Genomic DNA, 13,380 nt, shown 5'->3' with positions numbered 1-13,380 from the left:
CACGAGGCGCCCGCCACGGCAAACCCGAGACGGGCGCCTCACCCTGCCCTCTTGACAACCAACCACTCCATATCAGCTGCGTCCTTCCCTGGTCGCGGTGGGGTGGGTCAAGGGTCGAAGATCGCGCAGCGACGCCGTAGGCGCCCTTGACGCACACCACCGCGACTGGCACGATCACGCAGCCCGGAGACCGCGACACCACAGTCCCTCCGCAGGGCCGGACCACACCACAGTCCCTCCGCAGGGCCGGACCACACCACAGTCCCTCCGCAAGGCCCGACCACACCACAGTCCCTCCGCAACGCCCGACCGCACCACAGTCGTTCTGCGCAAATCACGCGAGCGGCGGATCCACCATCCGCGCCCCCGCCGAAGGCGGCAACAAGAGTCGCCGCGAAGCGGTGGCCGGTTGCACTACACATTCGGGACCAGAGCCGGGTACACCGGACCTCCCGGGCTGAGGCTCGGGAGGTTAGGTGGGCTACTTGTTGTTGCGGGCTGCTAGGGATTCGGCGGTGCCTACCAGGAGGACTGAGGCTACGACGGCGGCGATGAAGCCGAAGATGTTCAGTTCGAAGATTCCGCCGGTGCCGAGGATGCTGGCGATGGTGCCGCCGATGACGGAGCCGACCAGGCCTAGCAGGAGAGTGGCGAGCAGGCCGAGCTTCTGCTTGCCGGGCGTGAAGAGCCGTGCCAGTGCTCCGATGATGAGTCCGGCGACGATGAAGCCGATCATGTCTGGTGTCCTCCGAGTGCCAAAGGTTTGTACTCGTCCAGTTTCGGGCTCAGCCGGGGTCGACGGCAGGGGAGTTCACCCTGATCGCACCCGGAGCCGACCCTGGGTGATCAGCCTTTGGCGGTTACGTCGAAGAGCCGGGTGTTCCCGACCAGTCGCGGCGTGCGCTGCAGTTGGTTGAGGACCGTGGTGTCGATCTGCTGGGTGGCTTGCTCGTCGTCCTTCAGTAGGGCTTTGTACTGCGCCCGGCACGCCGAGTCGCTGCCGAGGATGTCGGCGTACAACTCGACGTCCGTGATGTCGGGAGCACCCTTGAGCAGGTCGAGCGTGGCCTTCGCGCAGGCGACGAGTGTCGGCCGCAGTGACTTCGCCGTGAACTTGCGGATCAGCTGGTCGGCCAGTCCCTTCGTCACGTAGTACTCGGCACTCGTCGGCTTGTCGCGCAGGTACCGCACGCTGGCCGTCTCGGTCAGCACGTCGGTCAGCGCGCAGACCGCCCAGAGCGGCGGCAGGATGACGACCTGGGCCGCGGGAACGAACGCCGGGATCTCGTGGACCGTGGTCAGGCTGCCACTGCTGTTGACCGCGAGCAGCGCCGCCCGCGACGCCTGGTCGGTGGGGTTCGCGTACGGAGCCGCGATCAGCCGGGTCCGGAAGTTCGCATCCGGTATGACGACAACCGACTGGCTACCGGTGTTCTTCAGCAGCAACGACGTACCGGCCGGGTCGGTGCTGATGGTCAGTCGCACGCCTTCCATCTCGGAGATCGGCGTGAGCTGCTTGGTCGACTGCGAGCAGTCCTTCGCCGGCTTGAGCGCCGCGCTCGGAGTCTTGGAGAGGATGATCGGCGGGGCCGAGACGGTACTGCCGCCCGGGTAGTCCGCTCCTTCAGCCTTCGAACAGGCCACCGCCGTGACCATCACGATCAGAACCACCAAGGGCATGAACGCCCGACTACGTACCGCCACGATGACCCCCTGCAACACCGAGCTCGTCAGGTCCCCACCTGCTCGGTTCAGCCATATTCTCGCATTACACCCAGTAGTGGACAACGCCTCATCTTGTCTGCGTCGAACTGTCCGACCTTTCGCCTAGCCTCTTGCCATGACTGTTCACCAGCTTTCGCGGCGTGATGCGCGGCGGATCGCCGTGCGGGCGCAGCTGTTGACCAGTGATCGGCCGGACGGGCTTCGAGGTGGTCCGCGGTCTCAACGTGCTGCAGCTGGACCAGACGGCGTACGTCGCGCCGAATGCCGACCTGGTCGCGTGGAGCCGGCTCGGTTCGTCGTACGACGCTGCCGAGCTGGCGGACGCGTTGGCAGCGCAGGAGCTGCTCGAGCTGCGCGGGTTTGTGCGGCCCGCTGAGGACCTGGTGCTGTTCCGGGCGGACATGGCTCGATGGCCGGGCACTGGGCGCAAGGAAGTCGGGAAGCGGCTCGAGTGGCAGGAGTACAAGCGCGGCTGGGTCGACGCGAATGAAGGCTGTCGCCTCGACATCCTCGAGCGGCTCCGGCAGGACGGTCCGCTGGTCATGCGCGAGCTACCGGACACATGCCGGGTCCCGTGGAGGTCATCGGGCTGGACCAACAATCGGAATGTGTCACAGCTGCTCGAGTTCATGATGCAGCGCGGGGAGGTGGCGATCTCCGGGCGAGACGGTCGCGATCGGCTCTGGGATCTCGCGAGTCGGGTCTACCCAGACCAGCCGGTCGTCCCGGTCGACGAGGCCCGGCGGATCCTGGACGAGCAGCGGCTGCGATCACTCGGCCTGCTGCGGGCGAAGGGGCCGGAGTGTCCGGACGAGCCGCAGGATGCCGGGGCAGCCGGGGAGTGTGCCGTGATCGAGGGCGTCAAGGGTGAATGGCGTGTGGACCCCGCGCTGCTCGGCCAGCCGTTCTCTGGACGTACGGCGTTGTTGTCGCCGCTGGACCGGATGGTGTACGACCGGAAGCGGCTCACGGAGTTGTTCGAATTCGACTACCAGCTGGAGATGTACAAGCCGGTCGCGAAGCGCAAGTGGGGCTACTTCGCGCTCCCGATCCTGCACGGCGATCAGCTGGTCGGCAAGGTCGACGCCGCCTCGGACCGCAAGGCCGGCGTCTTGCGGGTCCACGCCGTTCATGAGGACGCGCCGTTCTCGAAATCCCTGACCGCGGCCGTCCACCGCGAGCTCCGCGACCTCGCCGAGTGGCTCCGGCTGGAACTCGTCGTCGCGAGCCATTGACAGGACCGTCCGAGACCGCAGACCCGAGTGTTGATCAAACAAGGGGTAGGGCACACTTGGTGCCGCCTCGGCCGCCCCTGGCCGAGGGATCTGGACCTTCGGCGGCTTAGCCTGCTGGCAGTAGTCGCACCGTCACGGTCCGGGTCGAATGCCGACATTTTACCGGTCTAGATGACAATATTTCCCCGAGCGTGCAACTTCTCGGCCTCTCGCTACATCTATGGGGTAGCTGCCTCGGGGGCGCTGGAGTGCGGGAGATCGGTCGTATGCGTGGCTAACCTGTGTCGAGGGTCAGTGTTTGGAGCGAGGGGAAATGGGTAACGTGCAGGATTTTTCCGGCACCGAGATCGCGGTCATCGTGCCTTGTTACAACGAGGCCGCAGCGGTGAGGAAGGTCGTCACCGAACTGCAGGCCTCGCTGCCGACGGCCACGATCTACGTGTACGACAACAACTCCACCGACGACACCGCGGCGATCGCCGCGGAGGCCGGTGCGGTCGTTCGCCACGTGACGCGCAAGGGTAAGGGCAACGTCATCCGGCGGGCCTTCGCCGACGTGGAGGCCGACGTCTTCGTCATCATCGACGGCGACGACACCTACGAGGCCGCGCGCGCGTCCGAGCTGGTGCGGACCTTGCTGACCGGTCCCTACGACCACGTCGTCGGCGTACGGAAGCACTCGAACACCGCCGCCTACCGCCCGGGCCACACGTTCGGCAACCGGGTGCTGACCGGTGCCGCCGGCTCGCTGTTCGGTCGCGAGATCACCGACATGCTGAGCGGATACCGCGCGTTCTCGCGCCGGTACGTGAAGTCGTTCCCGGCGCTGTCGCAGGAGTTCGAGATCGAGACCGAGCTGACCATCCACTCGCTGCACCTGCGGGTGCCGGTCGCGGAGATCCCGGTCGGGTACAAGGAACGGCCGAGCGGCGGTGAGAGCAAGCTGCGCACCTACCGCGACGGCATCCGGATCCTCCGCTCGATCCTCAGCATGGCCCGGCTGGAGAAGCCGACGCTGTTCCACGGTGTGCTGGCCGCGATCTTCGGCGTGGTGGCGCTGGTCCTCGGGGTGCCGGTCGTCGTCGAGTACTACGACACCGGCCTGGTGCCGCGGTTCCCGACCGCGATCCTGGCCTCGTCGATCGGCCTGATCGCGATCCTGATGGTCGTGCTCGGGTACCTGCTCGACGCCATCGGCCGCACCCGCGCCGAGAACGCCCGGCTCGCCTACCTGCAGTACCCGGCGCCTGTCACGGTCTCACCGATGCGAATGCCCGCGTCAAAACTCGAGCCGGACGAATCACCGCAGGTCGTTCTGCCGTGACGCTCGATTCGACCGCGGCCGAGACCGTCGCGGCCGAGTCCGCCGCTGACGCCGGGGCTGAATCGAAGGCCGAGCCCACGTCGACCGAGCCAACGTCGACCGAACCGGCATCCACCGAGCCGGAGCCGGCGAAGAAGGAAGCGGGCGCGGAGGTCGCGCCGGCGCGGACCACCGGCCGGCTGCGCGGCGTCTGGCCGATCCTGATCGCGTTCTTTGCCGGTGGTCTGACGTTCGTGGCGAGCGGGATCATCCGCCACACCTACCCGTTCGGCGACCGCAACCGCAGCACCAACGACCTCGGCCAGCAGTTCGTCCCGATGTACGCGCACATGCGCGACATCGTCACCGGTCAGGCGCACGGTGACCTGATCTTCAACTGGAACAGCGGCTTCGGCGTCCCGTTCCTCGGCGACTTCGCGGCGTACGTCGGCACGACCCTGTCGTGGATCGCCTTCGTCCTGCCGCGGGACAAGATCGACCTGTCGCTCTTCCTCGTCGCCGTGGCCGCGATCGGACTCGGGTCCGCCGCGATGACGGGGTACCTGCGCATGCTGCGCCCGACCGGCCCGGTCTGGGTTGCCGTGGTGGCCGGCGTCTCGTACGGCGCCTGTGGCTGGGCGATCGACGACGGCGCGTACATGACGGTCTGGCTGAACGGCATGGTCGCGTTCCCGCTGATCTGCCTGCTCTGCGAGTGGATCCTGCGCCGCCGGTCGATCCCGTCGATGATCGTCACGCCGTTCGTCATCGCGCTGCTGTGGACCTCGCACTTCTACACGGTCTACATGGCCACCCTCGGCGCCGCGCTCGTCGTGATCGCCCGGGTCCTGACGTACGAGGGCGCGAAGTCCGCCTGGGAGCGGGTCACCGGCGCGGTCCGGTGTGTCGTCGCGGTCGCCCTCGGGGTCGGACTGGCGATGCCGCTGCTGATCCCGACGTTCCAGGCGATCGAGGCCGCGACCCCGAGCCCGAAGACCGAGCTCGACCCGGTCTCCTGGGTCGACTTCTTCTCGCGGTTGATGCCCGGCAGCGAAGGTGTCGGCAGCAGCCCCAGCCTCGCCGTCGGCAGCCTGATGCTGCTGCTCGCGCTGAGCTTCCCGTTCAACGGGCGGATCCGGATCCGGGAGCGGATCGTCTGGGTCCTGACCATCGCGATCACGATCGCGAGCATGCAGATCGAGTGGACGCACGAGCTCTGGCACGGCTTCGACTCGCCGAACGGGAGCCCGTACCGGCAGGCCTTCGTGGTCGCCGGGATGCTGGTGATCGTCGGCTGGATGTCGGTCGGGTCCGGTCGGCTCGGTGTCATCCCGGTGATCGCGGGTGTCGTCCTGACCGGCGGGCTGTACTACGCGACCGAGCACGTCCGGTATGTCACCGAGACCTCGAAGATCGCCGTACCGGTCCTCACCGTTGTCGCACTGCTGGTCTGGTTGCTGACCCGGCGTCCAGGACCGGGGTGGTTGCGCGGCGGTGCGGTGGCCCTGCTGGTCGGCGCCGTACTGGTCGAGGTGACGATGTCGTCGGTCGCGATCGACGCGGCCCGCTCGAAGTTCCTGAGCGCGTCGCCGCCGTGGGGTGAGGAGCACACCCAGATCCGTGCGCTGGTCGAGTCTTCGGACGACTGGCCGCTCCATCGGACCGCACCCGGTGGCGAGACGACCGTGAACGATCCGATGCTGATCGGTGGCGAGGGTCCGCAGTACTACTCGAGCACGATTCCGTACGACGTCTCCAAGGAGCTGGTCGGTCTCGGATTCGGCTACCGGTCGTACGGCCGCGCCACCATCGATCCGCAGAACCCGGTCATCGACGCGATCTTCGCGATCCATTCCCGGGTCGTGGTCGACCATCCGCCCGACAACGACGACAACCCGGACACCGGCAGCAGCGACCTGCCGGTGGCGCAGCCGCCGCGGCTGGAAACGTACAAGACGGTCGGGCCGCTGGTCAGTGTCCGCCGGCTCAGGGCTTTTTCGTCGCCCAACCCCGGCCCGTGGGGTCGGCAGGAGTCCGCGCTCGGTGCACAGGTCTACATCGTGCCGACGCTGAAGGCCAAGAAGGGGAGTGGCGCAGCCATCTCCGACCGGCAGGAAGGCCTTCTCCTGATCACGCCAGGGGCCCAGAAGCCGGTCGACGTGCAGTTCAACGGGTCTTGCAAGCCTGGCCAGGAGGCCTACGTCGACGCGCCGGACTTCGTCGGCAAGGTGTTCGTCGACGGGTTCGGTTGGAAGACCAGCCTGAACCCGAACACGAAGCGTCCGGGCGTCTACTCCGGCGCGCCGATGCTCCGGATCGGGACGGTCGGCGCGGACGGGATCGCCAAGCTGCGCGTTCGGGTGGAAGGCCCGGCCCGGTTGCCGTCCTCGGCCGTCGGTTGCCTGGACCCGGTCAAGCTCGAGTCGGCCGTCGCGAACCTGAATGCGAACAAGCCCGCCGCGGTCCACGTCGGCGGTCACAGCCTCGACGTGCAACTCAAGCCGGGCACGGACGCCGGGGCAGTGGTCATCAGCGTGATCCGGATCGACGGCTGGCGCTGTTCGGTCGATGGTTCGGCGGCGACCAAGCCCAGCACCAGGGCAGGCCTGATGGCCGTCCCGATCAAGGCCGGTGCGCACAACGTGTCCTGTGACTACCGGCCGATCGGGGTCCGGATGGGTGCGGCGATCGGAGCGGCTGCCCTGTTGGGTGTGTTGCTGCTGGCCGGTGGGCTGATCCTGACGCGCCGGAGACGACGGCCTAGGACGTGAGCTTGGCCCGGACGGCGTCGGCCTGCGGGTGATGGAGTCGGGTGAAGAGCGCCAGCGCCACGTCGTACTCGGGCCGCGGGTCCAGTCCGGCGGTGGCGAGGGCGTCGGCGAGGCGGGTGCGGATCAACGCCTCGTGATACCGATCGGCGAGCGCCTGGTAGAGCTCGGCGGCGGACCGATAGTTGCTGACGGCATCCATCGGTCGGCCGAGCCGGCCGGCGATGTGACCGAGGCTGTCGTACGTCGCGGCCACGCTCGGCCGCTCGTCCAGCGCGACCAGCCGGTCGAGCGCGTCGCGGCAGGTCGCCTCGGCCTCCTCGAGTTGGCCGACGTGTGCAAGCTCCCAGCCGACCGCGTTCAGGCAGGTGGCGATCTCGCGGTCGTCGCCGAGTGACGTGTAGGCATCGAGCGATTCGCGGGCGAGCGCGAGCGATTCGTCGTGCCGCCCGAGGTTGCCGACGTCGAAGCTGAGCACCCGAAGGGCCCGCGCTTCAGCCGGTACGTCGTTCATCCGGCGAGCGACCGCGAGACACTGTGCAGCGAAGGCGGCGGCGGTGGTGAAGTTTTCCAGCCGGGTGTGCGCCAGTGCCAGGCCGAGCAGTGCGTATCGCTCGGCGGCGAGATCTTGGCGTTGCCGGGCGTCGGTCAGCGCGAGCTCGCCGGCGTCGAGCCAGTCCTGCCAGTGGCCGCTGCGGTCCAGGTAGTCCTGCAGTACCGGCAGGAACGCCTCCGGTGCCGCGACCAGAAACGCCAGCAGGGCGGGGCTTTCAGTGGCGAACCAGTCGAAGTCCGCCGGCGCCAACCGGGCCGCCGCAGTGGTTGCCGCCCGCAAGTAAAAGTCCCGGACCCGCTGTTCGGCCCTGGTGTCGTCCGCTGGTAGGTCGGTCGGCAGATCCTGGGCGTACGCCCGCAGCAGGTCGTGCATCGTGAACCAGCCGGGCCGCTGCTCGTCAACCAGGTGAGCCCGCTGCAGCTCCCGCAGTACGACGGTTGCCTCGCGAGCCGACCGGTCGAGCGCAGCCGCGGCCGCGTCGGTCGCGATGCCGGGTCCAGGATGCCGCCCGATCAGCCGGAACAGATCCGCCGCCTCCGGCCGGAGATCGACGTACGACCAGGAGAAGACGGCGCGTACGTCGACGCGGGTGTCGGGGCCGGAGAGGACGTTCAGTCGGCTGTCGCGGAGTTCGGCGGCGATTGTGTCGAGGCCGAAGTCGCGATGCATCGCCGCCCGGGTCGCGACGAGCGCCAGCGCGAGCGGGAGGCCGGCACAGTAGCGGATGATCTCGTCCACGGCGTCCGCCGCGCTGCCGACCCGTTCCGCGCCGAGGCGGTCGACCAGGAGTTGACGGGCGGCGTCGCGGGAGAGCAGGTCGAGCACGATCGGTTCGGCGCCGGCGGCGATGAGTCCGTCGAGTTGCAGCCGGGTCGTGATCACCGCCAGGCACGTCGTCGTACCGGGGAGCAGGGGGCGGATCTGGTCGGCGTTGCGGGCGTTGTCGAGCAGGATCAGTAGCTTCCGATCCGCGACGATGCTGCGGAACAGCGCGGTCTTGGCGTCCAATCCGGGTGGGATGGTGTTCGCCGGGACGTTCAGCGCGGTCAGGAATCCGTGGACGGCGTCCTCGGCGGAGACTGGGGTCGCCGTCGGCTCGAAGCCGCGGAGATTGACGTAGAGCTGGCCGTCGGGGAAGCGGTCCGCGGACTTCTGCGACCAGTGCACCGCCAGCGTGGTCTTGCCGACCCCGGCCGTTCCCATCACCACGGCGATCCGATGACTGTCCCGGTCGGCGATCTCGTCGAGTGCTTTGAGCTCGGTCTCCCGGCCGACCGGCCGGATGCCTGGGCTGGGGAGCTGGCGGGGGATCAGCTGCAGTCCTGGCGACAGCAGTCCTTGATAGACCGCCTGGAGGCCGGGGCTGAGGTCGACGCCGAGCTCGTCCGCGATCCGGCGGCGGATCTCGTCGTACCGGTCGAGTGCCTCTGCGGTGCGGCCGCAGGCATCGAGGACGACGATCAGGCGTTGCCACAGTGATTCGCGGAGTGGATGTGCGGTGGCGAGCTCGATCAGTCGGGGTAGTTGGCCGGCGTCGGGGACGTCGGCGAGGCGTTCGACGGCATCCAGGTAGCGCTCGACGAGTTGCGGTGTCTCGTAACGATCGAGCCAGCTGGAGACTAGGCCGGTGAACGGCGTACCGCGCCAGAGTTGGATCGCGGCTTCCGGCTGTCCGGCTGCCAGCAGCCGTTCGAACTCCAGCGCATCGACCGCGACGGCACCGAGTTGGTAGCCGTCCGGGTGCCGCTGCAGCACGTCCGGGCCGAGGCGGCTGCGGAGTCGCGAGACCAGCGTGTAGATGCTCGCGCGCGGATCGGCCGGCTGCTCGTCGTCACCCCACAGCACCATCGCGAGCTGGTCCGGAGTGACGGTCTCGCCGGCGCGGAGAGCCAATGCCGTGAGCAACGTCTTGGGCCGAGCTCCGGGCAAGTCGAACAGCTGACCGTCGACACGCAGCTCGAACGGGCCCAGACAGCGCAGCTGTACCCGGCTGTCTTCCACCGGACGACCTTAGCCCGCTGTCAGGTGCGTCGTCCGAGGATTGCAGGTGGTTTGCAAGGTCTCCGACGGACAGTTGCGGACATGTCGACAGTCAGTGTTGATCAGCAGGTCTGCTGCCGGGTTCTTGGCCCGCTGGAGCTCGTGGTGGACGACGTACCGGTGGCGGTCGGCGGGGGGATGTCGCGGCGGCTGCTTGCGGCGCTGGTACTCGCGGAGGGGCAAGCGGTCCCGGATGGTCAGCTCGCTGAGATGCTCTGGCCGGGAGAGTCCTCGGTCCGCGCGCTGCGGATGCTCGTCTGGCGGTTGCGGAACGCGTTGGGGGTGGTGGGGGAGCGGCTTGAGCGGACCGCCGTCGGGTACCGGTTCGCGCTGGAGGTGGAAGCGACCGATCAGCATCGATTCGGCGCGGCGATCGCATCCGGGTTGGAGCTGTTGGCGTCGGGGGACGGTGCCGGCGCGGTGGTCGAGCTGCAGGCGGCAGTCGAGCTGTGGAGGGGTGAGCCCTGGCAGGAGCTGGGGGAGTCGACGGTCGTGATCGGCGCACGGGCTCGGTTGACCGAGTTGTACGAGCTGGCGCGCGAGGAACTGGAGGCCGCACACCTGGCGGTCGGGGATCCGGTCCTGGCCGTCAGTTCGCTGACACAGCTTGTTGCCGACAGCCCGTACCGTGAGCGCCGGTGGGAGCTGCTCGCGATGGCGCTGTGCGACGCCGGCCGCCCGGACGAGGCGGCGGCCGAGCTCCGCCGCTTCCGCGCTTTGCTCGCCGACAACCTCGGTCTGGACCCCAGCGCGGCTCTGACTGCCCTCGAACGTCGGCTCGGCCCGGCTCCGGCACCTGTCCGTCAGCCCAACCGCCGCGATCGACGCTGGCGCTGACTGGACCGAACAACAGGACGTAGTCGTCTACGTACACCCGCTCGCACGCCTGGGCCACGCAGGTGAACGCCCGAAAAGGCGACTACTACCTGTCGAGCTGTACGGGTTGCGTATCGTGGGACCGTGCTGGAGTGCCGGGTTCTGGGGCCCGTCGAGGTTGTGGTGGACGGTGCTCCGGTGGAGGTTGGGGGTGCGCTGCCGCGGCGACTCGTGGCGGCGCTCGTGCTGGCGGACGGCAAGCCGGTGTCCGACGACCGGCTGGCGCAGGCGATGTGGGACGACCAACCACCCGCCAAGGCGGCCGGTGCGATGCAGGCGTACGTGTCCAGGATCCGGTCCGTGCTCGGGCCGCCGTACCGGGACCGTCTGGGGCGGACGCCGGCTGGATACTTCCTGCACACGGACGAAACCGACGTACGGCGGTACTCGACGCTGATCGAGTCGGCGCGGGGTCGGTTGAGCGGTGATCGGCCGGAGTCGGCGCGGACACAGTTGATCGAGGCGCTCGGGTTGTGGCGGGGTGGGCCGTTCCCGGAGTTGTCGGTCGAGGCCGCGGAGGGTGAGCGGGTTCGGCTGGCCGAGCTTCGGGAGGTTGCGCTGGAGGACCTGGCCGCCGCTCGGCTTGCAGGTGGGGATGCAGCCGAGGCGGTTGTGCAGCTGGAGCAGTTGGTCCGTGAGCAGCCGTTGCGGGAGCGTCGGTGGGCCCTCCTCGTGCTCGCGCTCTACCGGTGCGATCGGCAGGGAGACGCGCTGGCCGCGCTGCGCCGGGTGCGTGAATTGCTGGCCGACCAGCTTGGGGTGGATCCGGGGCCGGAGCTGCGCGAGCTCGAGCGCCAAGTGCTTGCACACGATCCGCGGTTGCGGTTGGCCGAGCCACCCCGGGTAGTGCGGCCGACGCCGATGCGACGGCCGCTGACCTCGTTCCTCGGTCGGTCGGCGGAGCTCGCGGTCCTGGCGCAGCGGGTCGACACGCATCGGCTGGTGAATCTCATCGGCCCGGCCGGAGTAGGCAAAACACGGCTGATGGTCGAGTATCTGTCGACGCTCGATCCGGTCGCTGATCCGTGGGTAGCGCGGTTGGCCGATGTGCCGGACGGCTCGGGGGTTGCCGCGGCGGTCGCGGATGCGGTCGGGGTGATCGTCAGCGGTGATGCGACCGCGGCGGTGGACGAGGCGATCGGCAAGGCGCCCGGCTTGCTGGTCCTGGACAACTGCGAACACGTGGTCGCCGCAGCCGCCGAGCTGGTCGCCCACCTGATGCACGCGTGCCCGAACCTTCACATCGTCGCGACCAGCCGCGAACCGCTCGACCTCGAGGGCGAACTCACCGTCTCCGTCGCTCCGTTGCCCTGGGCAACAGAGTCGGAGTCCGTGCCGGTGGCGGTCGAGTTGTTGATCGACCGGGTCCGCGGCGTGCGGCCCGGATGGGAGCCGGCGGCCGGAGAGCTGGCGGCGGCCCAGCGGATCGCGGCCGCGCTGGACGGGTTGCCGTTGGCGCTGGAGCTGGCGGCCGGGCGGGCCCGGGTGCTGGGACTGGGTGAGATCGCGGATCGGCTCGACGACCGGTTCGCCGTACTCGGATCTGTGCCGCGGGGATCGCTCGCAGCGCATCAGACCCTGGAGGCGGCGATCGGATGGAGCATCGACTTGCTTAACCCGGCCGATCGTGCGTTGCTGCTGAAGCTGTGGGCGTTCGAAGGCGGCTTCACCCTCGAAGCGGCCGAGACGATCTGGCCGGACCGGGGTGCGGCGGTGCTGGAGTCGCTGTCCGCGTTGGTCACGCGCTCGGTCGTGGTCGTCGACACCAGCATCGAGCCGACCCGGTACCAGTTGCTGGAGAGCATCCGCGCGTACTGCCGCACGATCGATCCCGACCCGGCCGAGACCCGCGCGCTGCAGGCGCGTTCGGTGCAGTTGCTCGCCGAGCGCTGCGCAGACTCGGTCCGCGGTCCCCGAGCCGGGTCCTTCATGCGGATGATGAGCCGCGAACTCCCCAACCTGCGGGCCGGCTTCGCCCACGACCTGGTCACGGATCCGGACGCGGCACTTCAGATCGCTGTGAACCTCGGCGTCTACCTGCATCGAATGGTCCATCATCCCGAGGCGATCCGGATGCTCCGCGCCGCCCTCGATGTGGCCCCGGATGCCTCGGCGCACGACCGCGTCCGCGCCCTCAACACGTTGACCGCGCTCACCCACTTCTCCGGCGACGCGGCCCGGACGCTCGACCTCGTCGCCGTCCTCGGCGAGCTCATCCCGCAGATCTCCCCGGACGTCGCGCCGCGGGAGTACGCCGAGACCCTCTTCTTCTACGGGGTCGCCATGGCGGTCGTAGGCCACACCGAACTCACGATCCGCGTCGCCGACGAGATGATCGAGTACTGCGAGAAGCACGGGCTCGAGGTGATGATCCCGGCCGCGCTCTCGTTCCGCAATGTCGCGCTGCTGAAGGCCGCGACCGACCCCGACGACATGCGCCGGTACGCCGACGAGCTGCTGCAGACCAGGCGTGGCTGGAAGGAGGGCTGGGCCAACGAGATCGTCGGCGAGCTCTACCTGCGCTATCCCGACCTCGTCCCGAACTCCGCCGAGCGTGCTCTCGTGGCGCTGCGGGCAGCGGTCACCCGCTTCCTCCGCCAGGAGGACTACCCGTACGTGCTCAACGCACTGCGGGCCGGAGCGCTCGCCCTCGCCCGGGTCGGTCGGCCGCTCGACGATGCGGCTCGCCTGCTCTCCGCCGTACGCGTGCATGCCGACCGCCTCGGCCTGAAAACAGCGGGTGTGTACCTGCCCGACCAGCCCTGGATCGAGGAGGCCCTGAACGTCGAACCCGTCGACGTCGACCTCTCCTGGAACGCCATGGTCGCCCTTCTGGCCCAAGACTGACCGCGCGGTTGCAAGCCGAGTGCAAGGCGT

The 13,380-nt window shown here is 68.8% G+C and carries 8 protein-coding genes; 5 read left to right on the top strand and 3 right to left on the bottom strand.

Going from position 1 to position 13,380, the window contains the following annotated elements; genetic code table 11:
* Nucleotides 1-481: 481 nt before the first annotated feature.
* Both ACWF4Z_RS36150 and ACWF4Z_RS36145 read right to left on the bottom strand, forming a co-directional pair.
* Entirely contained in the window at nt 482-736 is a 255-nt protein-coding gene (locus ACWF4Z_RS36150; RefSeq protein WP_452247729.1) for a GlsB/YeaQ/YmgE family stress response membrane protein, read from the bottom strand.
* 110 nt (nt 737-846) lie between these two features.
* A complete protein-coding gene (locus tag ACWF4Z_RS36145) occupies nt 847-1,704 on the bottom strand; it encodes a hypothetical protein (protein WP_452247728.1) in 858 nt (285 codons plus the stop codon).
* A 203-nt stretch (nt 1,705-1,907) separates the two neighbouring features.
* Between ACWF4Z_RS36145 and ACWF4Z_RS36140 the strand changes: the two genes are divergently transcribed.
* The 3 genes from ACWF4Z_RS36140 to ACWF4Z_RS36130 all read left to right on the top strand — a co-directional run bounded on the left by ACWF4Z_RS36140 (nt 1,908) and on the right by ACWF4Z_RS36130 (nt 7,034).
* On the top strand, nt 1,908-2,960 hold the full coding sequence (locus ACWF4Z_RS36140) for a DNA glycosylase AlkZ-like family protein (RefSeq protein WP_452247727.1): 1,053 nt from the start codon (nt 1,908-1,910) through the stop codon (nt 2,958-2,960).
* A gap of 313 nt (nt 2,961-3,273) precedes the next feature.
* Nucleotides 3,274-4,284 (top strand): glycosyltransferase, encoded by a 1,011-nt coding sequence (locus ACWF4Z_RS36135; RefSeq protein ID WP_452247726.1) that lies wholly within the window; start codon nt 3,274-3,276, stop codon nt 4,282-4,284.
* Nucleotides 4,281-7,034: a YfhO family protein gene (locus ACWF4Z_RS36130; protein ID WP_452247725.1), complete on the top strand. Its 2,754-nt coding sequence runs from the start codon at nt 4,281-4,283 to the stop codon at nt 7,032-7,034. The genes ACWF4Z_RS36135 and ACWF4Z_RS36130 overlap by 4 nt, the downstream gene beginning before the upstream one ends.
* Here the strand turns inward: ACWF4Z_RS36130 and ACWF4Z_RS36125 are convergent.
* Entirely contained in the window at nt 7,024-9,588 is a 2,565-nt protein-coding gene (locus ACWF4Z_RS36125) for a BTAD domain-containing putative transcriptional regulator (protein ID WP_452247724.1), read from the bottom strand. The genes ACWF4Z_RS36130 and ACWF4Z_RS36125 overlap by 11 nt on opposite strands.
* A gap of 81 nt (nt 9,589-9,669) precedes the next feature.
* Here ACWF4Z_RS36125 and ACWF4Z_RS36120 point away from each other — a divergent pair, with 81 nt between their 5' ends.
* Nucleotides 9,670-10,464 carry an AfsR/SARP family transcriptional regulator gene (locus tag ACWF4Z_RS36120; RefSeq protein WP_452247723.1) on the top strand — a complete coding sequence of 265 codons (795 nt, stop codon included), beginning with the start codon at nt 9,670-9,672 and terminating at the stop codon, nt 10,462-10,464.
* A 177-nt stretch (nt 10,465-10,641) separates the two neighbouring features.
* Nucleotides 10,642-13,350: an AfsR/SARP family transcriptional regulator gene (locus tag ACWF4Z_RS36115; protein ID WP_452247722.1), complete on the top strand. Its 2,709-nt coding sequence runs from the start codon at nt 10,642-10,644 to the stop codon at nt 13,348-13,350.
* Nucleotides 13,351-13,380 lie beyond the last annotated feature (30 nt).

Source organism: Kribbella sp. NPDC055071 (genome assembly GCF_053608045.1).
Note: the sequence above shows the minus strand (reverse complement) of the source record. Positions and strands in the feature narration are given on the sequence as shown.

Excerpts from the sequence above, each read along its gene's own strand:
- ACWF4Z_RS36150 (WP_452247729.1), bottom strand. The coding sequence starts at position 736 with ATGATCGGCTTCATCGTCGCCGGACTCATCATCGGAGCACTGGCACGG.
- ACWF4Z_RS36135 (WP_452247726.1), top strand. The coding sequence starts at position 3,274 with ATGGGTAACGTGCAGGATTTTTCCGGCACCGAGATCGCGGTCATCGTG.
- ACWF4Z_RS36120 (WP_452247723.1), top strand. The coding sequence starts at position 9,670 with ATGTCGACAGTCAGTGTTGATCAGCAGGTCTGCTGCCGGGTTCTTGGC.